The following is a 22,553-nucleotide window of genomic DNA, read 5'->3' on the forward strand; positions in this document are numbered from 1 at the left end:
TTTAATGGGTTATTTATGAAAGAAATTATGGATACGAGCCTTGTAGAAGGCTATATCTTCCTTTTTGAAGTCCTTGATATGGTTGGAAAGGAATGTCAGCACGTCCTCCTCGCTGTAATAGGTCTTCTTGCCCAGCGTCTTGTAGGGCAATGCGCCTACGCTGCGGTAGCGTTGGAGGGTGCGTTTGCTTATCTGGAGCAACATGCACAAATCCTGATTGTCGAAAAGGCGGATGCTTTCCGTGATAGTGGGCTGTTTCCCCTCAGCCTTCATCGCCAGCAGCAGTTCGTCCTGACGGTCGAGCCGTTCCATCAGCTTCTGCATCCAGCCCTCGAAGTTGTTTCGTGTGAGCAGTTCCATGACCTATGTCCTCCTTCCTTTTGGTTTGCCGCCCGTGCGCAGCGTGTGGTTGTGGAACAGGGTGTCTATTGTCCCTTCCTCGTTCCTTACTGTGTTGTCCTCCAATAGCCGCAGTATCTCGGAAAGGCGGTAGCGGCAGCTTCCGCGTACCACCACATACTCGATACGGTGGTCGGTGCGCATACGCTGCATGGTGCGCTTGCTCACGTTGAGCATCTTCGCCGCCTGTGCCGTGTCAAGCAGCTTGTCTTCGGTTTCCCGCTTCCGTTTCTTCTCGTCCCTTGCCTCGCGGATGTACCCTGCGATGTTCGCAATCTGCGCCATCATCTCCTTGTAGGCGGAACTTTCCATTGTTATCACTTTCATGTTCAGTCCTTTCTTTTTGTTTCTGCGACAAAATTCGGCAATAAACAAAAGGGGCTTTAACAACTCACTACGTGACTCACGTAAGATTTTTGCGGAAGATGGCTCCGTAACCCGGTCAAACGGCGCAACAGGCAGCCTTTCAGCGGAAAACGATACGTCTTGTATGCCGTTTCGTTACCTTTGCGGCAAACTCTAAATGACATGAATATGGAAATAGTATCTATCGAGAAAAAGACTTTCGAGATGATGGTGGCGGCATTCGGCGCACTCTCGGAGAAGGTCGCCGCCCTGAGGCGCAAAAGCGACACGGGGCGCATGGAAAGATGGCTCACGGGCGAGGAGGTCTGCGGGCAGTTGAGAATAAGCCCGCGCACGTTGCAGACGCTGCGTGACAGGCGGCTTATCGGCTACTCGCAGATAAACCGCAGGTTCTATTACAAGCCAGAGGAGGTGAAGCGGCTGATACCGCTTGTCGGCACGCTCTATCCGCACGGCAGATGATTTGATTTATTCACCCACTGAATCCGAAGTTATGATGAACGAGAACAACGATGTTTTTACGATGGAAGACGAGCCGATAGCCTCTGTGGTGCAGGATATGCGCAAAGGCTCGAAATGGCTGTCCGCATTTCTGGAAAGCTACCGTCCTCCGCTGGACGGGGAACGTTACCTGACGGACGGCGAGGTGTCGGAACTGCTCCGTGTGAGCCGGCGCACCTTGCAGGAATACCGCAACAACCGCGTGTTGCCCTTCATACTTTTGGGAGGGAAGGTGCTTTACCCGGAAACGGGGCTGCGCGGGGTACTGGAAGCGAACTACCGCAAGCCGCTGGAGTGAGGCGGTTTCATGAAAAAGTAAACGGGTGACACCTTTTGTGGTGCTACCCGTTTACTTGTCTTATGGGGTATGTGCAATCAGCAATACCCGGCTTTTCCGTTCTGTATGAACATCACGTATGTCTGCCGTTTCTCTTGTGAGAGTGCCTTTCCCACCAGCCATGTGCGGAACAGGTGGGTGTTGTAGGTATTCACCCTGAAAGCGACCGGGATGATGATTTCAAGGGCGTACACGTCCGCGTGCAGCCCGTTTTCAAGCTGCATGTAGCGGCACACCTCGTAGTCGTTCAGCACGTCCGACTTGCGGACGGCTCTGATGGCGGCGTTCACTGCCGGGACGGTCGTATGGAACAATCCGGCTATTTCGGTGGCGGTCATCCACACGTCGTTACCGGTTACGCTGACTGCCTTGTCCTCGATGATGATTGTGTCACGTTTCATGGCTTTTCTTTTTAGATGGTGCAACCTGCAAATTCCTCGACGCCGTTCAATCTTGCGGCAAGGTTCTCCATGTCCTGATTGAGCTTCTCTTTGGTTATCTTTGCGTAAATCTGCGTCGTCTTTATGCTCTTGTGTCCGAGCATGGAGCTGACCGTTTCGATGGGAACACCGTTGGAGAGGAATATCGTCGTGGCTGCCGTGTGGCGGCTCTGATGCCACGTGATATGCTTGGTGATGCCGCAACGCTTGGCGACGGCACGGATACCGGCAAGGCACGTGTTATAATGCGGAACGGGAAATATCCTGCCGTCCCCGCACAGTCCCCGGTATTTGCCGATTATGCGGTTGGCGATGTCGAGCAGGCGGATGTTGGACACCACGCCCGTTTTCTGGCGGTTGATGTTTATCCACTCGTGTTCGTCGAAGTAGGTGCGGATATTCTCTTCCGTAAGGTTGCGCATATCCGCGAACGACAGCCCCGTGAAGGCGCAGAACAGGTAGAGGTCGCGGTACAATTCCTGTTTGGCGTTTTTCAGTTTCCCCTCCATCAGCAGGCGGATCTCATCTTTGGTCAGGAAACTGCGTGTTGTTTCCTCCTTCTTGATTTCATACTCGCGGAACGGGTCGCGCGTCAGCCACTCGTTGTTGATGGCGATGAATACCATCGTCCGTAACGGGCAGACGTACAGCCACACGGTATTGGTGCAGCAGTGCTTGTCCGTGCGCAGGAACATCTCGAAGTCGGAGATGAAAGCCGGGGTAAGCTCTTTTAGGGCGATGTCCTTCACATGGTAGCGGATGTCGAGGAACTCTTCCATGTGCTTGTAAACGGTGCGGTACTTCAGCAGCGTGCCTTTGGCTTTCATGCCTGCCTCCACCTGCTTCTCGTAGTCCTCGTTGTGCTGGCGGAACACCTGCATCAGCGTGTGGTAGCGGTGTTCCAGTCCGAGAAAGGCGTTCTTCACCTTCTCCGCCGTGACGAAGTTGTCACGCTCCATGATTTCCTGATAATGCCTGTTGATGCGTACCCGCATCTTGTCAAGCATACGGTTCGTTTCGAGTGCCGCCGTGCTTCTGCCCGTGACACGTCCACCTTTGGTGTCCCACAGTTTCGGATCGACAGTCAGTTTGCAGCTGAACTGTGTCTGGCTGCCGTCCACCGTGATGCGTCCCATGACGGGAACTGTCCCGTCCTTTTTCACTACCTGACGCTTGAGGTAGTAGATTACTGAAAATGTACTCTTCATTGTCCTTAATTTTTGGGTTTCAAAATTAGTTGGTGAAGAGTCCGGTGTTGGTACGCAAAACGGGGAGGAACGGCGCAATCTTTTTCCGTAACCTGATTTTTCGCATGAGTTATGGATAACTCACTATTCCTTAGAGCCTTGTTTCGCTATTCGTACCCGTTTGTCGCATTTTCGGGCATGGTTACGAACAAGTAACGTAGCGGCGTCAGGATTTGGCTTCGGCAGGGATTGTAATGGCTTCACGGATTATCGCCACTTCAACCAAAACCCTTGTAACTCAATTCTATCACTATATCTTTCCGCATTTCACTTTTTTGTAGTAACTTTGCACCCCTAGTATATTGTCATCTTTATCTGTAGAACACGTAATCATGCGAAAAGGATGAATGGATCTTCCTTTTTTTTGTAAAAATTGAGTATTTTATCAGAATGAATTCTTCGTACGCCATTTTTTCGGATACAAGTATATTTAAAATAATAGTATTGGCGTTGAAAATTAATCCTTTTTCGAAAGAATTAGGAATGAAATGTCTTTTGAGGGAATTCTGGATATTAATGAGAAAGGAGGAGCGTGAATGAACTCCTACAGAAGTTTTTGTTCAACTTCTAGGGATAGTTCGTTCACGCTTCTTTTTAGGAAGTTATTTTCCTCTACGTTTCCACCATAGTCCAAGACTAAGAATGATGATAGAACAAGGTAATAATCCTATAAATAGTAATTTGATCCATAGAGATGCGTTTTCCGTAAGATAAATTTGATCATCAGACGGGCGTGGACGTCTAGTATCAACAGGGAACTCTCCGTTTGAAAGCAGACGAAAGGATTCAGTTATCATTGTAAAATTGACAGAAGGGATTCCTTCTCTAGTACGGGATAATTCTGAATTGCTGAAACAATCGGAATCTCCGGTAACGATGATTCGTTGAGTTTTTCCGTTGATCTCCCGAGATAAATATAATGCGATGGGAATGGATTTTTCAACTTCCCCGATAGTAGGATTGAGAGTTGCTGTTGTCTCGATAAAATTAGTGGTTTCAAGTTCATTCCATGAACCCGTGGAATCTGTTTCAATGAGAGGAATAATCTCAAATCCTTTGTTCGAAATTTGTTCAATACCGATTGCACCAGGCATTGAAACTTTACTTCCATTATATTTTAAATAACGAAGTTTAGGAGTAAGGTTTATTGCTTGTGTGGCAATGTTTCCTAAAATAAGATCTTGGGGATAATCTTTGTTTTGTTGAACGAGAATGCCTGGCATGAAACGTAAGCCGAGTTGTTCAAGTATTGGATTCATATTGTTTTGACGTCGGCTTTCGCCGGCGATGATTAAATTACCACCGATACTAATATAGTTTGAAATTGCCGTTAATTCTGAGGGTGAAAGAGATTTTTTTATATCAGAAATAACGAGAATGTCGATCTCTTTAGGAATACTTTGTATATTTTCAAGAGATAAAGTGGAAATATTGAATCCTTGATTGAGTAGAGAATAGCGAAATGTTTTATTTTCTGCAAAAGCGGCATATTCTTGTTCCCCGGCACTATAAATGTTACGTTCTCCGTGGCCAGAGAGAAATGCGACATGAGGAGAGGGAACAACCATTCGCTTTAGAGATGCCGTGATTTCTGTTTCACCGGGAAAAATGACATTATCCCCGAAAAGACGTAAAAATGATTTTTGACCGTTTCCTCTTTCGAAAATTCTAACAAAGCGATAATCTTCTCCTGAAAGATCAACTTGTTGATTGATTTGCTCGGGAGTTAGGACTTTAGAAAAATTAATGTTGGAGATGTCACTGATTCTACGAGCTCGTTCTTCATCATTTAGGTTGGGATAGCGTGTATCTAGAAGTGGAAAATAAGTTTTGTGATAGTAATAGACATATTTCATCTCGATTTCCGGTTTAAAGCGAATATATCTTTCGAAACGATCGATATCTTCGTTATAGCTTTTGGGAAGACCGTAATAGTAGTGCTCGGAAAGTAAATTTACATATGTGGTTAATGTTAATGGACCGTCAAGTTTTTTCATGACGTCAATACTGCTTTGAGTTAAGGTATTGTCTTTTGTCTCGGTCGCATCGTAATAACACATTAGCTGGGGGCGAGAGCTGGCATACCCGATTCCTAGTGCCAAGATAATAACACAGCCATAATGTGCGATATTTTGAATAAGGTTTTTTTTCGTCCGTTCAGCTTGTAATTTGATGATTGATAGAGAAATAAATAAAACTATGACAAGTATAAAGTAGAGAACATCTTCGCTACAAATTAGCCCTTCCAGGAATGTATCGGAACGTCCGGACATGGATAACCAGTATGTGATGTCCCTGATAAATGGGATTTCTTGACCTACATTATTGATAAAGTTTAATACAGACAATAATGCAAGAGTCCCGACTGCAGCCACAACTTGATAGGAAGTTAAGGTGGACATGAAAAGTCCGATAGCTGCATAAGCGGAAAGAAGTAGGAAAATTCCGAGTACTCCTGCTAAAGCATAGGGAATATCCATGTTTTTAATTGTAAATAGGGAAAATAGAATGTAAATGAATAGGAATGCAATAAGGACAAGGATATACACGATAATTGCGAGATATTTCCCAAAAATGATTTGTTTATTGGTGATGGGAGATGAATAAAGTAATTTAATAGAGCCTCGGTTATATTCTTGACTCATAAGCCCCATCGTAAGTAACGGGATGTAGAGATAGAGTTGTCGTTGCATACTAGAGATAACTCCGTCCCAACCGAATAAAAGCGAACGAGTAACTCCGTAAAGGCTGTAATCAAGTGCCTGTTGGCGAAGCTGATCAAGATATGCGTCACTAAATGCCATGCCGGCTTGAAATGCAAAAATGATTAAAACAAGCCATGCGATTGGAGAGTAGAACAAGGTGTAAAGCTCGTTCTTCATGATTTTTATGATGGTTTTCATATAATAAAAATTCATTTTAATGTTTTGATTTTCCCAGATAATTGGGCAAAAATATTGTCAAGGGACTGTCTTTCTAATGTAATCTCTTTTAATCCCCAATTATTGGAAACACTTAATTGCACGATTTTTTCTGAAATATTATTAGAGGCGTTGAAATGAACTCGGTAGTGATAATCGTCTATTTTTTCTACTGCGGATACATCTTCAATGGTTTGTAGCATAGACATGGATGGTGGGGTATCCATGGTAAGAATAACACTGCTTGGAGCCACGTAGTTATTAAAATCATCTATCGTACCAGCAAAAACCAGTTTCCCGTGTTCAATCATTTGAATGTTGTTGCAAGTAGCCTGCACTTCGGGAAGGATATGCGTGGATAAAAGTACGGCATGATCTGCAGCAATTTCTTTTATTAAATATCGAATCTCTACAATTTGATTTGGATCTAATCCATTTGTTGGTTCGTCAAGAATAACGAATTTTGGGTTATGAACAATTGCTTGTGCGATTCCGACACGTTGTTGATACCCACCGGAGAGATTACTGATTACTCTATGACGGAAATGGGATATGTCGCAACGTTTCATTGCTCGTTCTACGGCGATGGATACCTCTTTTTGAGGCATCTGGCGTAAAAAAGCGCAATAGGTTAGATATTCTTCAACAGTGATGTCTGGATAAAGCGGGGCTTTTTGTGGTAGAAAGCCAATATGGCGTTTGGCTTCAACCGGATTGGTTCGAAGATTATATCCATTAAGGTAAACCTCTCCGGCTGTTTGATTCAGAACACCACATATAATGTTCATCGTGGTTGATTTTCCTGCGCCATTTGAACCAAGAAGGCCTAAAACACCTTTTTCTTTAATTTCGAAGTTGATATCTTGTATTGCCCATTGAACATTATAGCGATGCGAAAGATGTTCGACTTTTACGATAGAATTTTCCATGTTTTTTCAAATTGTTCTTGTTGAAATTATTGGTTAGACAGGGTAAGATTAATGTTTCTTCCTTTTACTCCATATCATCAAGCCTGTAAAAAGTAATATGCATGGGATAATGCCCATGGCGGTTGTTTTTATCCATGGAGAAGCTTTGCGGGAAATATTAATAGAATTGTCTGTAGGTTCGGGACGGAAAGTTTCAATGGGAAATTCTCCGTACGAAAGCCATTTAAATGACTCTGTAATGAAATCGAAATTAGCTGATCCAATACCGTTACGTTTGGTTGACAACTCTCCATTGCTGATACAATCGGCATCTCCTGTAACGATGATACGTTGTTCTTTTTCTCCAACCTTCTTGGTCAAGGCAAGTACGACAGGATAAGATTGTTCTTTTTCTCCTATTTGAGTATTTACAGAAAATTCTCCATCCACGAAATCTGTGGTTTCTAATTCGTTCCAGCTTTTTTGCGAAGTAGATACTACAAGTGGCGATATTTTATATCCTTTATTGTCCATCAGTTTTATTCCGGTTGCGGTAGGCATGATAAGCTTGAAGTCCCAACCCCGAATTCGATTATAGCGTAAGGATTGTAGAGCAGCTTCTTCTGTTAAAGTTGCTGTGATTAACGAGGGAGAAAATCCTTCGCTTAATTGTACGAGTGTTCCGGGCATTAATTCTACGCCCAAATGGGAGAGAAGTGGATTCATCGTTTCGAGACGTCCTGGTTCGCCTAGAATGAATAAATTGCCTCCGTGTTGGATGTAATTTTTAATTTTCTCATTTTCTTCTGCATTTAGAGCAGTGCGCATATCCGAAATGACAATGATATCTATGTCTGCGGGAATTTCCGTATCCTTGATTGATAAATCAATTACATCAAATCCTTGATTGATAAGTGAATGCCTAAAAAAAATACTTTTGGCAAAATTGTAATAATAACGGTCTCCCGTGCTATGAAGACTACGTTCCCCGTGTCCGATTAAGAATCCTACTTTGGGTGATTTTACAAGAAAACGTTTTAATGCTGTTGTGATTTCCGTTTCGGATGGATGTTTGGGGATGTCATTGAATAACCGTAGAAAAGTTTTTTGCCCGTTTTCTCTTTCGATAACTCGAATGAAGCGATTACCTTCCGGTTTGAGGTCTATGATTTTTTGAATTTGTTCTGGAGAAAGGAACATATTAAAATCGACGTTCAAAGTTTTGCAAATTTTCTCCGCACGTTCTTTGCCTTCCAATTCCGGGAAATTTCCTGCATAAGAAGGTTCGGAAGGTGTATCGTAATAATACACGTATTTCATTTTGATTTCCGGTTTAAAGCGCATATATTGTTCAAAGCGTTCAAAGTCGTGTTTTAGCTGACTAGGTAGGGCTACTCCATAATTTTTATCTAAAATATTCATATACGTGGTTATCGTGAGTCCTCCTTTTAATTGTTTTACGATTTCTTGACTTCCAGGAGTCAATGTGTTTGCTTTAGTTTCGGTGGCATCATAATACAGTTTGAATGTGGGTAAGGTGCTAAAACATCCTAATAATAGTGCAATACATATTGTGCAAGAGTAACGAGAATAGCTAGCTAAACGAGTCCGCTTTTTTCGTGTTGATTGTAAACGAGTGATGGAAAGAATAATGAACAACGTGATGATAATGACGAAATAAAGAACATCTTCACTACAGATCATACCTCGCAAAAAAACGTAGGATCTTCCGGACATGGATAGCCAATAGGTGATGTCGCGAACAAATGCGATGTCTTGCCCAATGTCTCCGATAAAGTTTAAAACAGCAAGAATGGCAAGAGTTCCCATTGCGGCAACGACTTGGTAAGAAGTGATGCTGGACATGAATAGTCCAATTGCGGCATAAGCGCATGTTAATAAAAATAGTCCGAGAAGACCGGATAATACAAAAGCTACGTTCATATTGTGAATAGTGAATATTCCAAATATGATATATAGGGACAGGATTGCCATTAATACAATTGCATAAATGATCATAGCTGAATACTTGCCAAGAATGATCTGCGTATTTGTGATAGGAGAAGAGTAAAGAAATTTTATCGATCCACTACTATATTCTCGGCTCATAAGTCCCATCGTGATTAATGGAATATAGAGATATAAAGATTTTAACATGGAGACGAGTAAACCGGAATACCGAGCGTAGGTTTCTTGCGTAACTCCATATAATCCGTAGCCTAGAGCCATACGTTTTAGCTGAATGTCAAATATATTGGAAAATGCCATACCTGCTTGGAAGGCAAATATGACAAGGATAAGCCAGGATACTGGAGAACAGAATAATATACGAAGTTCTGTTTTTGCTAATCTAAATATTGTTTTCATCTTTGTCAATTATCTTTTATTTATAAATGTTTTGCCGGACAATTGGGCAAAAGCGGTATCAAGAGAGTCCCGTTCAAGTGTAATTTCACTGAGACGCCAATTATTAGCGACACTCAGGTTTATTATTTGTTTAGTGATTTCTTGGTCAGATGAGAAGTGCATTCTGAATCGAGTGTTGGTAATGTGCTCAACCTGAGTTATTCCGGGGATTTTTTTTAGTTCTTCCAATGGTGGTGCTGCTTCAAGTGATACAAGGAATGTACAAGGGTCAATATAGTTATTCAAGTCATTAATAGTTCCGGCAAAAACGACATTCCCATGCTCTATCATTTGTATATCGTTGCAGGTTGCTTGAACCTCAGAGAGAATATGGGTAGATAACATGATGGCACGTTCTTTTGCAATATCCTTTATAAGATGACGGATCTCGATTATTTGATTGGGATCTAATCCATTGGTCGGTTCGTCAAGAACAACGAATTGAGGTTTATGCACGATGGCTTGTGCAATACCAACTCGTTGTTGATAACCACCTGAAAGGCTTCGAATCAATCTTTTACTAAAATGGGCTATTTGGCAGCGTTCTTTGGCTTCTTCTACAACCTTTTTAACCTGATGTTTGTTTACTAGGCGCATGAGTGCGCAGTGAGTGAGATATTCGTCAACAGTTAGATCTGGATATAGTGGAGGTTTTTGAGGCAAAAAGCCGATTTGTTTTTTAGCTTCAACAGGATTTTCTCTAGTATTGATTCCATTGATATATACTTCTCCTGCTGTTTGACTTAGTACTCCACAAATAATATTCATTGTGGTGGATTTGCCAGCTCCATTGGAACCTAATAAACCGAGAACTCCCTTTTTTTTAATTTCAAAGTTGATGTCTTTTATTGCCCATTGTATGCTATAACGATGGGAAAGATGTTCAACTCTCACGATTGTTTCTTCCATAAATTCGAATTGTGTTACTGATTTACATGTCTGTTTTCAGAACACACGAAGAATTGAAAAGGATGAATGGGACGTTTGTTTTTTATATTTTTTCTCCTAGCAAAAGGATGATTAAGATGTAAAAATGATCTTTTAACACTTCTTTTAAAGTGCTTAGGGCATTATATTTTAGAGTTTTGACGGAGTTTACAGAGATTCCTAGTATTTCTGCAATTTCTTTATTTTGTTTTCCTTCTAAGCACATTTTGATAATTTTAGAACTCTGTGGAGGAAGAGAATCAATCGCATGAGAAACGATACGATAGGTTTCTTCTTCGATTAAACGATTTTTAAAATGGTATTCGCGGTTAATAACTTCTTGATTTGTATAATCAATGGTTTCTTTTTTATCTCGAAGATAATTGAAACAGAGATTTTTTATTGAAACATACAAAAAGGTTTTCAGGTTGGGAATCTCTTCGTATGAGGTCCTCTTTTCCCAAAGTTTTATAAAGACTTCTTGTACAATGTCTTGTGCAACATCTTTATCTGACACGAAACGTATGGCAATAGCACACATTGAGGGATAAAATTCCTTAAACAAGGTTTCAAACGCTTTTATATCCCCGTTTCTTATTGATTCGAAAGAAATGGTGTCTGCCATAGTATTTAGTTTCTCCCTTAGAATGTAACAAAGGTAATAAAAATGAATTAGAGAATTTATATCGTGCAAAAAAATGTCACTAGAAATGGTACACTTAAATCCACGGTTATCCCGTGAACGATTGATATGATTACAAACTCTTTTCCGCAGAATCTTGTGATAATCGGAAGTGTGGTATCAGCGGTGGTTGCTCCTCCCACGGAAATAGGGGCTAGTTTACCAAAATAGCGCACGAGTAGAGGGGCGGCTAATAAGGCTATTAATTCACGGAGGATATTAGATACTAAGGCAATTGTGCCGAGTTCGGCACCTTTGTATTGAGTGATAAAAATAGTCGAAAGGGAATAATATCCGAATCCGGAGCCTACTGCGAGACAATCGGTGAGGCTTTTGCCGCTTAGAACGAGGCTGATTAAAGCCGAGCCTACCAGAGTGCCGATAATCGTTGCCAATGGCACCAGAATGATTTTAAAGTTCTGGTGTTTCAATGCTTCTAGAGCTTTTTTGTCACTTCCAATGCTGATGCCTACGAGAAACATAAGTACATATAGGGCGTAGAGAGTGGGTTCTTCTGCAGCTAGCAGGGCGGGAACATCAACGAGTCGTCCGAGTAATACTCCGGCAACAAAAAAAGAGACTATGATTATACTACCTTTCATGTGATGGAATTTATTTGGTGGTCATGAAGAAAAAGTGATAGACACCCCATGCGCACAATACACTTCCTGTAATTGCCGCTAAGGTAATAAGTAAAGCTTCCAATCCGATAGAATCAAGATTGTTCATTACCTCCCCGTTAGCACCAACTGTGATCCCTAAAAGAAATAAAAGGAGAAATATGGCATAATTAATGAGTTTTTGCACGAACTTCAAATTTCTCTCTTTAAAGGCATATCCTAAAATGATGCCGCAAACCATCAAACTAATAACTATAATCATGATCTTAGATTTCTTTCCGCGAAACTACGATTTATTTTATAAAACTACTATATTTATAAATTCGTACTTAAAAACGCAACATTAATAAAATGTATTACGTTAACCTATAGAGTTTAAATCTTTAAAAATGTTGTTATGAAAAAAGTGATTTCATCTATAGTAGTCCCGAATCGGAAATTCTTGAGTTTGGGCTTGCTAATATTGCGTGTACTTGTCGGGATAACAATGTTGACGCATGGTGTGGCTAAATTGACGTCATTCTCCGAATTGTCTGCTACTTTCTCGGATCCTATAGGTTTAGGAAGTACTTTGTCTTTAATTTTGATTATTGGGGCTGAAATTGGGTGTTCCTTGTTTGTTATTGTAGGTGCTTTTACTCGGTTGGCTACGATTCCATTGATATTTTCTATGTTGGTGGTTATATTTATCGTTCATGCCAGTGATCCATTCCAGATGAAAGAATTGCCTTTATTATATTTAGGTATCTACATCTTATTATTTTTCACAGGTGCGGGAAGAATATCTCTGGATGCAATAATTTCAAAAAAATGGATGTAAATATTCGAAAATAAAGAGAAAAAAAGCAGGAATCCTATGGGATTACCTGCTCTGTTCCATCCAGAATAGGAACTACGTTTTCATCTTCTCCTAAAATTGTTGCTGCTAATAGCCAATATATTAGTAAAAGGATGGCGATAATAATTCCGACAATCTTCCAAGGATTAGTTCTTTTCTTCTTCATGTTCTTTATGTCTTTGAGTGATTCATTGTAGACATGAACGTGAATTGATATGTTTTTGTTTGTTTATTTGAGAATATTTTTGGTAAAGGTTTTAGACTATTTTGGTCAAAAACACTCCATAAACAAAATCAGCCACTTTGTAAGTGGCTGATTTTCTGAGGTCGGTAGCAGATTTGAACTGCTGTACACGGTTTTGCAGACCGCTGCCTAACCGCTCGGCCAACCGACCCTGTTGAGTTTTCATGATGTGGAAGTAAACTGGTAGCGGTATTGGTAGCGGTATTGTTGTTGTATTAATCAATAATTCTATTGTTTAATTTGAAGCTTTTGCAACAATGGAAAACAATGAAATTACGATTAGTATTATATGTCGTAAAGATAGAGTTAATGCAGCTAACGAAGCTCCATTGTATTTGAGAATAAATAAAGGGCAACAGAAGAAGTTACTTTCACTAAAGTTACAGATCCCTATTATGTATTGGGATTTTGAAAATAATGTATTTCTTGATAAGTGTGTCAATAGAAATTATTATGATTTAGTGATTGAAGAGAAGAAACAAGAAATCAACAAGAAGATAATGGCGGCCAATTTGGAAGGAAGGGTATTATCTCTTGATGAGTTTGGGGAGAAGAAACCCCAAAAGGTGGAGAAGGAGAAAAAAGAGTATGTAAAGCAACATTTTGACAGGTATATTGAAGAGCTGGAGGCGACAGATCATATCAAGAATGCGAGGTATTACAGGTGTTGTCTTAATTGTCTTATGGCATTTACAAAAGGAACGGATATTGAACTTAAAAGTATTGATACGGTATTTCTAAATGACTTTGCAACATGGATGAAGGTAAAGAAGAGATTGCGGATGAATACGATAGGGAATAGGTTGAGAGGTTTGAAAGCAGTCATTAATAGAGCCGTTGTTAGTAAAACTATTCCAGCAGACATGAATCCTTTTAACGAGTTTAAAGTATCAAAGTACAAGGAGGAAACATCTAAAAGGGCAATTCTTAAACAAGACATTGAAAGGATTATAAACTTGGATTTGAAAAGTATTTCAGACGAGAATACATTCCCTCTCTATGACTTTGCAAGAGATATATTTGTGTTTAGCTATCTAGGATGTGGGATTAATATTGTAGATATTGCATTTCTAAAGTATGCTAATGTTATAGATAACGAGAGGTTACAGTTTCGGAGAAGTAAGACAAAGAAAATGATCTCATTTCGTTTACAACCTATGGCGAAGGATATAATCAAGAAGTATAGTAAGAAAAAGCACAAGCAAACAGATTATGTCTTTCCAATATTCGATGATACCAAACAGAAAACGATGAAGGAGAAATACTATAAGTTAGATTACCAAACGAGGTATGTAAACAAGTATTTGAAGAAGATAGGGGAATATCTGGATATATCATTGAAACTGACCTCGTATGTTGCAAGGCATTCATTCGCCACGGTGCTAAAACGATCGGGGGTAAACACCTCTATTATATCAGAAGCTATGGGGCATAGTTCTGAAAGAGTAACACAAATTTATTTGGATAGTTTTGAGAATACGCAAATAGATGAAGCTATGAGTAATTTACTTTAGTTGCATCTAAAATTGATAAATTAAGTAAGGTGAGTTTTAGCCAGAATGGTATATAATAATGTATCTTCTGGCTATCATTCACCTTGTTTCATACAAACAATTGATTAATAAATAATTGTATTACTTTCTACTGTATAATAATATTCAAAGAACCTTGAACACCACTTACTAATTTTGAATCAGCGATGAACCAATCAACACTAAAACTTGCATTAGCTCCAGTGTCAATGTAAAGAGAATTTTCTATTGTCAATGGTTTACCTATACCATGATTTAACTTACCTTGGATGAACTTGAATTCATTAATATCCAATGCATCTTCTACGTTCCAACAGTATATCTGAGGAATTCCTGTACCCCTAAAAGGATCAACCCATTCGTTAAACCTCATAGATTTTAATAACTCCCTATCTAATCCTCCAAATCTAAGTTCTGGTTTTATAGGCTCTTCCCTATCTTTTTTTATCTTACAATGTTCATCATAAATCTTTATATCGTGAGGAAATCTTATAAAAATATTCATATCACCAGTCTGAGCTGTACCTTTGTTATGAAGTTCAAAAGTTATTTCTTTAAAACGTTCATCTAAAATATTTTTTTGTATAACAAATCTCTGGTATCTCTCACATTCCTTGAAATATTCCTCTAATTCTATATTATATTTCTTTACCTGTTTTTCAGTATAAAGCATAGAGTTTAGCGACAAAATTCCTGATAAGTTATATGTGTCTATTTCTTTATATATTTGAAATGGATTTTCCATTTTCAAATTATCCATGTAAAGCTTAAGTTCTTCTTCTACAATTCGTTTTGAGGGTTTCTTGAATACAATTCGTTCTTGCTCATTTGCAAAAGTAATACATGGTTTTGGGAGCCTGTTTTTATATTTATCGAGTTCTGCTTTTAAATTATTTATTTCTTTTTCTTCATCAGAAAGTTCTTCTTTCAATTTATATTTATCAGGCATTTGGTAATAATTTAATCCAACCTGTTTGGCCTTGACTAATATACCATTATCAGCAGCAACTAGTATCACCTCAATATTTTCTTCATTTTTTAAACGAATGGCTGATAATAATATCCAATTATCTGCAACATCTTTATTAAAAATGTCTTCATCAAATTCACTTGCTCTAGGATCTTTACAAGTTTTCACCTGATATTTCCCACTTTTGTCATTTAATAAATAATCAGCAATTTTAGCTGATGCCTGCTTTGCTTTTTTCCTTTTTTTGGGGCTTGTGCTTTGATCCTTAAGTTTATCTATTTCTCTTTGTACTTTAGGAGGAATCACGATACAAATATTATCATTAAAAATCCTCATCCAGTCAATTTGTTCGAAATCAATAAAATGGATATATATATATTAGTGTCTAATATCAAATATTTCATCTCGTAAAAAAATCTTTTTACAAAAATAAAAATAAATGAGCAAAGAGAGTGCATTTCAACTTTGATATTAATTCTCAAAATTAATCTTGCAAGTGAAAAAATACCGTCTAATTCCTTTTATATACCCATCTCGTAAATAATTCACCAACTGCAATTTTACCATCAGAAATACCTATCAAGCAATTAAAAATCAATGTCATCAACAGGTACACCTTCTATTAGTTCATTAACTATGCTTTTAGTTGGTTGGAAACTTTTTTATCGCTTTAAGAGTGTATGTATACGGTTTCTTGTGATACGAGGGACTTGCATCGTAATAATCCTCAATAGTGTTTTTCTTCACTTTATAATCAATGCCATACCGTTTGTATATATCTTGTAACTGGTTTTTAATATCTTCTTGTGGCATTGGTACGTTTAAAGGGAAGGCTTCTTTAACTTCTTGTACAACTATCGAGCTAAAACGCAATAATTCTGTATTGTATTTATCCAGTTCCTTTTTAATATCTGCCCTCTGGTACTTCTTGTTTGCAAATACCTCAACACCCAACTTCTCGTACGCTTCAATTATCAACTCGCCATCTTTTTCCTGTTTAAGAATATTGATATAAAAATCACGATCTGGATCAGCTTGTAACTTGTTCAACTTATCAACCATCAATTTACAGCGCTCCATAAATGTTGGAAGCTCCTTTAATTCTAACCTGTCACTATCTCCAACCGCAAGAAACACGTTCCTGTAATTCACTGTAAAATGGTTCGTTCCTTCGTACGCTTCCCTTAAAGCATTGCCAGATAAATAGTACCGTTTCACCCTCTCGTTGTTGTAATAGTTATCAATGGCGAAGTGATCTATTTCAAGCAATCCATCATCAAGTTTCGTGGCAAATTCCGCTAAACCTAACCTGTTTATATCATCAATTATTGCCTTCTTGCGAGTTGCATCCGTTGTTTCGTTATATCTCGCTTGCAAGCTCTCGTAAGTTTTCAACTTCTCTTCCAGTTCAATATCAATCTCTTCATCCGTTTTCACTTTTAAGGTGTTGCGAACGTTAGTAAGGTGCGTGATAGAATTGAAAGTGCTACCATCAATCTCTTTTCTAAAGCGACCGCATATTTGCACCGCTTCCGTGTAAGGATCAATCATTGAATGTTCCGCCTCATACAAGTTGGTAAGCATAACTATATCTGGTTTCACCTTCAATATAATATCTAATGCGGAGTAAAAGCGACAAGTTAGGAAGTTATATTTGGCGATAGGTTCAGAATACAAGCTTGAAACGTTTGTGTAACCTTTCTTTTTCAATTTCTTCACACTCTTTTCTGAACAGAATATTCTCGATTGTCCTTCAATACCTAAAGTGTTCACTATCTTGTCAATTCCATTCGTTGTGTTCAAAAAAATAAACACACGAGAACTATTTACCAAGTGTCCCAGTAATAACTGGCGGACTGAATAATCGTAGCTGTTGGTAACTATCAAGTTTAGCGGTTTCTTGTAATCGAAATCTGGCTTGATCTTTATCCACTGGAAACCTTCAAAACGTGGATCGCTCACTTGTAATGGAGTTGCAGAAACAAACGCTTTACTGTTAAACTGGAAGAAATCTTTCATCGGCATGGTAATTTTCCTGCGAAAATCGCTATCCTCCGTCAACCTCTCGCATTCATCGAACAGGCAGAAAAAGGTATTGTACAATGTTCCATTTCAACTCTTCACAAGCATTCTTCACCTTCCAGAAACTTTCTGGCGTGGTAAGAACTTTCTTGTATTTCACTTCTGCTCTTTGTAAATACCGTTTCACGTCAGGAACTTTGCAATTTTCATAAACTGGCAATATTTCATCTTTACCGTACGCTTTATCGTGTATCACTGGCAACGTTGGTTCAATAATAATGGAGTGACGTTTAGCGTGTAATTCTTGATAAGTGGCACCGATACCTGTTAGCGTTTTATCCAGTATCACGTTACTTGGAATTTCCTTATATCCTATCGTTTTTAAAGCGTCAATCAAACGTTGTCCCTTTTTCAATATCGCTGGGATAACTTCAAACTTCAATTTTTGAAATAATCTTTTCATGTTGATTATCTTTTACTTGGTGGTATTTTACCCCCGATTAACTATTATATGCCCATCCAGACATTTTCTCACCGACCTTAAATTTTGAGGCAAAGAGATAGCTATACCCTGATCTTGATGGTTGCTCTTGGACGGGATGGTAAAATTCTCGTTTTTAACCTCTTTTTTTCTTGCTTACCGATTAACACTCTTGCTTCCATGAAAAAGGAGGGAGACTAGTCACCCGTTTGAGTAACTAGTCTTTGTAACAAACTCATTTTTCGTTTGTTTGTTGTCCCGTTTCTTGTAGCGAAACCGTTGCCAAAAGATTCATGGAATAATGTCCCGCTATCTCGTTGTCCTCTTCATCATGGACGGGGGAAACACACAGCATGGGTTTCTTAAATACCACATCTGGAAAAATGGATGGTAACAATTCATCCAAAATCAATTGCATCGCACGTGGAAAATCCTCATAAATCAGACTTTCATATTCCTCCCCAGCTGCGATATTCTCCACGAGAGTAATATTGGCCACAGTTCTACCTGCCATTCTCGCTTGCTTGAATTGCTTCACAAAATTTCGAACTTTTACTTGCACACCTGCCATTGCCGCTAGTGATAATCTAATTATGGCAAGAGTTTGCTCGTTGACATTATATTCTTTCATAAGAACAAATTTTAAAATTGAACAATATATATAGGTTTCTGGTTTTAGCCTTCCTTAGGCCTTTTACACGTGATAACTAAAACCAGAATTCCTTTTTTTTATGCGCTAACTTTCTTTAGTAAGGCGATAAAGTCATTGCCAGATTTAACATTCTTGAATTTTTTCTCTTTATCTTTCAATTCGCCTAGCTTTTTCAATGCTTCAAAAGCTTGGTCCTCGCTAGTTGAGGTACTGTACCCATCGAAACCTTCTATAAAGTACCGTTTGGTAAGTTCTTTTACCTCTATTCCCGCCATTTGACAGAGCGTGATAAACTTGTTACCTCTCTCGATATTGATTTCCGCTCCCTGCGGTAAGGAATATTCTTCTCCCTTTAGAGCCGAGTTCGTTGCCTTGTCAGACAATTTTTTCTTGGCGTAGATTAACCCCAAGGTGGAAGGATTAAAGCCCTCGCCCATGCGCATTGCCATAACATTCAACAACTCGTCCTCCTTGTTCACCAAAGCCGCAACCGTTATTTTATCCTTGGTATCCCAGTTACCCACCCTGTTTATTTCAACAAGGTATTCCCCGATATTCTCTTTTTCCTTAACCCTAACATTAGGAATAACACAAGTTTCACCAGTGGCATTTATTCTGGCGAAAGCGATACTTCGGTGCTGACCGTCCAGAATTACGAAATAATCTTCCGCCTCTTCTTTGGTGATCACGTTCCCTTCAATATCTTTTACCGTGTATCCCTGTTCTACAAGTGAAGTAGCGGGAATCACGATAACGGGATAGGCCTTCTCGTACTTCCCATCTGAAATGGTAGAAATAAATGTACTCACCTTCTTGGGATCAACGGGGCGATTGTTTTCTACAAAAGCCAATTTTTTGCTTACCTCCGTTTTCTGGTAGGTATCGCCATCCACCACTTCAAAGGTGATAAAATCAGGTTTAACCTTTATCTCGCTTGCCTTCATTTCGGGATGATTGGCAACTTCTGTTTCTAGCTCCTCCACGATTTTCCTTTGCGCCTCGATAACTACCAAGGGAAATTTCTTTTTTATCAAAGAATCTAAATTCCGTTCTGCTTTTTTCAAATCTTTTTTCAAATTCTCCATACTTTTCTGGGTGGTATTGTCCACGGTGTTGTTCACTTGAGATTCATTATTTGCCATACTAATACTCTTTTCTGTTTCCATTTTATTTAAATTTGAATTGTTATTAACTGGGTTTACTTCACTTCTGGTATCTCTACCCTCTCCCCGAGTGGTGGACACCTTTTTTGCATCCATGCTTCTTTTATTTTTTGTCATCATCTTTTATTATTAAAAATTTAATATCAACGTTGATGCTTAGTTTTCAACAAGTATCGTGCGATGGCATGCCAAAAAGTGAGGTAATATAATGATATATATTACTTACCCTACCCTGATAATCAGCAAGATGATGTTACATTTTTTTTAATGGGGTTATTCGGTATAATGGCAGAAACTAGAGAAAATTGAAAAACAAAATTGGTTTTGGCATACCATTATTCTATAATGAAAGGGGAAAACTTGAAAGAATGATTTATTACCGAGCAACCATTTGTTTTGTAATAAATTACTTATATTCAATACGTTACATTGTTATGAATTCTGTTTGCAGGCTTACAAGCAAGATATTAATTCCTGCCAGAATGACACGAATATTCTTGAATGTCATGTTTTGTTTACATATATTTACATTCATGACAACATGGCATTATTTGCTCGGCAAAAACTCTACTTTTCCTTGTTGAAGGCAAATACCATTTCAAGATTCTTTAAATGCACGTCAGTGTCTTTAAAATCACGTAATAGTTGGTTGATAGGAGCGGTATTCTTGTGATCGTATCTTTTCGTTAAATCACCAACCAAATAACCGCAAAGATACAAGATACACAAGTAAAATACTCGTTCTTTATTCGTGTATGCGCCTTTCGGGGGATTGTCTTTTGTTATTTTACTATTCGCAACGAACTCGTTTGCAATAGTCTTTACCATGATATAACTTTTTTTCCTCGTGGTAATTTTATTGTCAGTCCTTTCAAGAATAGGAATCCAATCATGCTGGGATTCACGGGTTCGATTTGAATCTCGCAACACGAATATCCAATGTAAAACCTCCTTATCTTTTATAACGGGTAACTTTTTGTTATCTGTCGTGGAAATTTGAACTTGCAATTTTTCCCAGTTTTCTTCCACGAATCTATAAATACGTTCCACTTCCTCGTCTACTGTAACCCATTCTTTGGTAACGGAACTTTCAATCGCTTGATACATGAAAACCAAGAATACCCAGAAAGCATTTTTGTCCAGATCAAAATACGTGATATATTCTTGTAACGTTCTAAATTCAGAATACTCTTTCTCGTTGAAATGCTTTGGTAAACTCTTGACAATATCATCATACCATGATGCAAATTTATCTGGCAGTAATGATTCATAAAACGTGAACTCTCCTAACACCATACCTTCGTATGAATAATACTTGTAACAAAACTCTTTCACGTATTTCATTCTTTCATCGTCAAGTTCCATCGCTTTTAATCTTACGGTTAATGCCGTAAATTTAATCAATATCACGATATGTCATTAAAAGTTATTGGGTGAAAATTCACGAGGTATTTACTGTTATATACCCGATCCGTTAAAAACTCACCAACCAGAATATCACAAGTACACCTCCCTTTATTTAACACCCCCTCCCCTTTAATTTTAGGTTGGCAATATATACAGGTGTGTTCTATACAAGAGTAGTGTAACCTCGTAATACCCCTACCCCAAGCCAGATAAAAACCAATTTAATTAATTAAAAATCAATTCAATTATGGACTTAAAAACTTACATTCAAAACAGGGAGGAAACAAGACCTTCCAGTTCTATCGAGATCAATCCAGCCTTGCTAGAACATTTTAAAAATCAGGTGGCAGTAATACCACCCCCAATGAAAGTAGGCGATGAAATGACCGTCATTGACTTTAAGGGGGAGAACCCGCAGCAGTTACAAGTTGTATGCGCCTTGGGAGAGGAAGAGGTGAGGGAGATTAAATACACTCAACTCGTGCGAACTAGCCAAGCGGGAGATGTCACGCCTAACGATATTCCATGCGATCCTATCGTTGAAAAGAAGTACGGTAAAAAGTTACAATTCATCTATTCTTTTGCAAGGAACATGATGCTAGACGCCCTTATCACCACGCTTAAAGACAAGAAGATCGTGTTATGCGGTCAGGTTGAAACACCAGCCGTTTACCGTGGTCAAAGGGCAAAATTACTCGTTAAGAAGTTCGCTCTAGTGGAAGAGTAGTTAAAAAGATACAGGGACAGCGAGCGCACGGGGAGGGAAACGAGGTTTCGATATTAAAGCGGGGGAAGTCATTCAGGCTTTCCAAGCAGGTAATATAGGAACACGAAGTTTCTCTTCCCTTGCCAAACCCAACAAGCTAACGTGAACCTGAATCATGAAAACGACAACGTGATTAAAGTGTAAATAGATCATGAACGAGCAAGTGAAATTACCAGTGGTAGAACTGGTGTACAGGAGAAAACCAACTAAAAAGTACAAGGTTGAATCCGCAAGGGACGCTTACGAGTTACTGGTATCCCCGTTTAAAGATACAATAGAGCATCATATCTCTACAAGAATTATTCTATTAAATGGTAGTAACAGGGTACTGGGAGTATCTACCGTGAGTGAAGGTGCGTTATCTTACAACATTACGGATGTAAGGTTTATATTGCAACTGGCTATACTTTCTAATTGTAAAGGAGTGATCATTTGTATAAACCAACCTTCTGGTGATCTTGAACCCGCTAAACTGGATGATGAACTGGTGGAACAGTTGAAGATCGCACTTTCATATGTGGATATAGATTTACTGGATTACATCTTGTATTGCGAGGATGACTATTACAGTTATTCAGATAACGGTAAACTTTAAAAATTGAAGTTGGTGAATAATTCCCAGTATTGGTATATACGACCAAGAGGGGAAATAATTCTCACCACTATATGTATACGGTATAGAAGTGTGTTGCCAGTTGAATTTCTTAGTTTATTCCAAGTTAAA

General features: G+C 39.0%; 24 protein-coding genes and 1 tRNA gene. 6 read left to right on the forward strand and 19 right to left on the reverse strand.

All coding sequences use genetic code 11. The annotated features are described in order from the left end of the window. Positions 1-9: 9 nt before the first annotated feature. On the reverse strand, positions 10-360 hold the full coding sequence (locus R8806_RS17850; protein WP_004291454.1) for a helix-turn-helix domain-containing protein: 351 nt from the start codon (positions 358-360) through the stop codon (positions 10-12). Between the two features lie 3 nt (positions 361-363). Next, complete coding sequence (locus R8806_RS17855) at positions 364-789, reverse strand: helix-turn-helix domain-containing protein (RefSeq protein WP_004291432.1); 426 nt, start codon at positions 787-789, stop codon at positions 364-366. Positions 790-927: 138 nt separating this feature from the next. On the opposite strand from R8806_RS17855, the gene R8806_RS17860 reads away from it, so the two are divergent. After that, positions 928-1,227, forward strand: a complete 300-nt coding sequence (locus R8806_RS17860) for a helix-turn-helix domain-containing protein (RefSeq protein ID WP_004291426.1) — start codon at positions 928-930, stop codon at positions 1,225-1,227. A gap of 31 nt (positions 1,228-1,258) precedes the next feature. Further along, complete coding sequence (locus R8806_RS17865; RefSeq protein ID WP_004291424.1) at positions 1,259-1,564, forward strand: helix-turn-helix domain-containing protein; 306 nt, start codon at positions 1,259-1,261, stop codon at positions 1,562-1,564. 77 nt (positions 1,565-1,641) lie between these two features. Here R8806_RS17865 and R8806_RS17870 read toward each other — a convergent pair whose 3' ends face one another. From R8806_RS17870 to R8806_RS17910, 9 genes are all read right to left on the reverse strand, one after another. Continuing rightward, the gene (locus tag R8806_RS17870) at positions 1,642-2,004 is read right to left on the reverse strand and encodes a hypothetical protein (RefSeq protein WP_004291423.1); all 363 of its coding nucleotides are present in this window, start codon (positions 2,002-2,004) and stop codon (positions 1,642-1,644) included. 11 nt (positions 2,005-2,015) lie between these two features. Beyond that, positions 2,016-3,251: a site-specific integrase gene (locus R8806_RS17875; protein ID WP_317715725.1), complete on the reverse strand. Its 1,236-nt coding sequence runs from the start codon at positions 3,249-3,251 to the stop codon at positions 2,016-2,018. Positions 3,252-3,892: 641 nt separating this feature from the next. Then, positions 3,893-6,193 (reverse strand): Gldg family protein, encoded by a 2,301-nt coding sequence (locus R8806_RS17880; RefSeq protein ID WP_124315527.1) that lies wholly within the window; start codon positions 6,191-6,193, stop codon positions 3,893-3,895. Positions 6,194-6,204: 11 nt separating this feature from the next. After that, complete coding sequence (locus R8806_RS17885) at positions 6,205-7,140, reverse strand: ABC transporter ATP-binding protein (protein ID WP_124315526.1); 936 nt, start codon at positions 7,138-7,140, stop codon at positions 6,205-6,207. A gap of 48 nt (positions 7,141-7,188) precedes the next feature. Next, the gene (locus R8806_RS17890; protein ID WP_124315525.1) at positions 7,189-9,486 is read right to left on the reverse strand and encodes a Gldg family protein; all 2,298 of its coding nucleotides are present in this window, start codon (positions 9,484-9,486) and stop codon (positions 7,189-7,191) included. A gap of 9 nt (positions 9,487-9,495) precedes the next feature. Further along, positions 9,496-10,434: an ABC transporter ATP-binding protein gene (locus tag R8806_RS17895; protein WP_124315524.1), complete on the reverse strand. Its 939-nt coding sequence runs from the start codon at positions 10,432-10,434 to the stop codon at positions 9,496-9,498. A gap of 82 nt (positions 10,435-10,516) precedes the next feature. After that, positions 10,517-11,077, reverse strand: a complete 561-nt coding sequence (locus R8806_RS17900) for an RNA polymerase sigma factor (protein ID WP_151411536.1) — start codon at positions 11,075-11,077, stop codon at positions 10,517-10,519. Between the two features lie 56 nt (positions 11,078-11,133). Beyond that, complete coding sequence (locus R8806_RS17905; RefSeq protein WP_124315523.1) at positions 11,134-11,736, reverse strand: LysO family transporter; 603 nt, start codon at positions 11,734-11,736, stop codon at positions 11,134-11,136. A gap of 10 nt (positions 11,737-11,746) precedes the next feature. After that, positions 11,747-12,016, reverse strand: a complete 270-nt coding sequence (locus R8806_RS17910; protein ID WP_124315522.1) for a LysO family transporter — start codon at positions 12,014-12,016, stop codon at positions 11,747-11,749. 135 nt (positions 12,017-12,151) lie between these two features. On the opposite strand from R8806_RS17910, the gene R8806_RS17915 reads away from it, so the two are divergent. Then, positions 12,152-12,574, forward strand: a complete 423-nt coding sequence (locus R8806_RS17915) for a DoxX family protein (RefSeq protein WP_124315521.1) — start codon at positions 12,152-12,154, stop codon at positions 12,572-12,574. A gap of 34 nt (positions 12,575-12,608) precedes the next feature. On the opposite strand, the gene R8806_RS17920 is transcribed toward R8806_RS17915, so the two are convergent. Beyond that, positions 12,609-12,758, reverse strand: a complete 150-nt coding sequence (locus R8806_RS17920) for a hypothetical protein (RefSeq protein ID WP_164719524.1) — start codon at positions 12,756-12,758, stop codon at positions 12,609-12,611. A gap of 158 nt (positions 12,759-12,916) precedes the next feature. Continuing rightward, a tRNA-Cys gene (locus tag R8806_RS17925) sits at positions 12,917-12,987 on the reverse strand. 106 nt (positions 12,988-13,093) lie between these two features. Between R8806_RS17925 and R8806_RS17930 the strand changes: the two genes are divergently transcribed. Next, positions 13,094-14,350, forward strand: coding sequence for a site-specific integrase (locus R8806_RS17930; protein ID WP_124315520.1), 1,257 nt, complete (start codon positions 13,094-13,096; stop codon positions 14,348-14,350). A gap of 127 nt (positions 14,351-14,477) precedes the next feature. Here the strand turns inward: R8806_RS17930 and R8806_RS17935 are convergent, their stop codons facing one another. The 6 genes from R8806_RS17935 to R8806_RS17960 all read right to left on the reverse strand — a co-directional run bounded on the left by R8806_RS17935 (position 14,478) and on the right by R8806_RS17960 (position 21,066). Next, entirely contained in the window at positions 14,478-15,674 is a 1,197-nt protein-coding gene (locus R8806_RS17935; protein ID WP_151411535.1) for a PIN domain-containing protein, read from the reverse strand. 306 nt (positions 15,675-15,980) lie between these two features. Continuing rightward, positions 15,981-17,441: a hypothetical protein gene (locus R8806_RS17940; protein WP_317715727.1), complete on the reverse strand. Its 1,461-nt coding sequence runs from the start codon at positions 17,439-17,441 to the stop codon at positions 15,981-15,983. Next, a complete protein-coding gene (locus R8806_RS17945) occupies positions 17,410-17,823 on the reverse strand; it encodes a hypothetical protein (RefSeq protein WP_317715729.1) in 414 nt (137 codons plus the stop codon). The genes R8806_RS17940 and R8806_RS17945 overlap by 32 nt, the downstream gene beginning before the upstream one ends. A 253-nt stretch (positions 17,824-18,076) precedes the next feature. Further along, entirely contained in the window at positions 18,077-18,472 is a 396-nt protein-coding gene (locus tag R8806_RS17950) for a hypothetical protein (RefSeq protein ID WP_124317316.1), read from the reverse strand. Positions 18,473-18,570: 98 nt separating this feature from the next. Continuing rightward, positions 18,571-19,659 carry a hypothetical protein gene (locus R8806_RS17955; protein WP_183312869.1) on the reverse strand — a complete coding sequence of 363 codons (1,089 nt, stop codon included), beginning with the start codon at positions 19,657-19,659 and terminating at the stop codon, positions 18,571-18,573. A 564-nt stretch (positions 19,660-20,223) separates the two neighbouring features. Next, positions 20,224-21,066: a hypothetical protein gene (locus R8806_RS17960; protein ID WP_124317317.1), complete on the reverse strand. Its 843-nt coding sequence runs from the start codon at positions 21,064-21,066 to the stop codon at positions 20,224-20,226. A 244-nt stretch (positions 21,067-21,310) separates the two neighbouring features. Between R8806_RS17960 and R8806_RS17965 the strand changes: the two genes are divergently transcribed. Together R8806_RS17965 and R8806_RS17970 are read left to right on the forward strand one after the other, a co-directional pair. Next, positions 21,311-21,790, forward strand: a complete 480-nt coding sequence (locus R8806_RS17965; protein WP_151411495.1) for a hypothetical protein — start codon at positions 21,311-21,313, stop codon at positions 21,788-21,790. Positions 21,791-21,980: 190 nt separating this feature from the next. Continuing rightward, positions 21,981-22,424: a JAB domain-containing protein gene (locus R8806_RS17970; protein ID WP_124317318.1), complete on the forward strand. Its 444-nt coding sequence runs from the start codon at positions 21,981-21,983 to the stop codon at positions 22,422-22,424. The last annotated feature ends 129 nt before the right edge of the window (positions 22,425-22,553 follow it).

Origin of the sequence: Butyricimonas faecihominis, assembly GCF_033096445.1 — a bacterium.
GTDB lineage: Bacteria > Bacteroidota > Bacteroidia > Bacteroidales > Marinifilaceae > Butyricimonas > Butyricimonas faecihominis.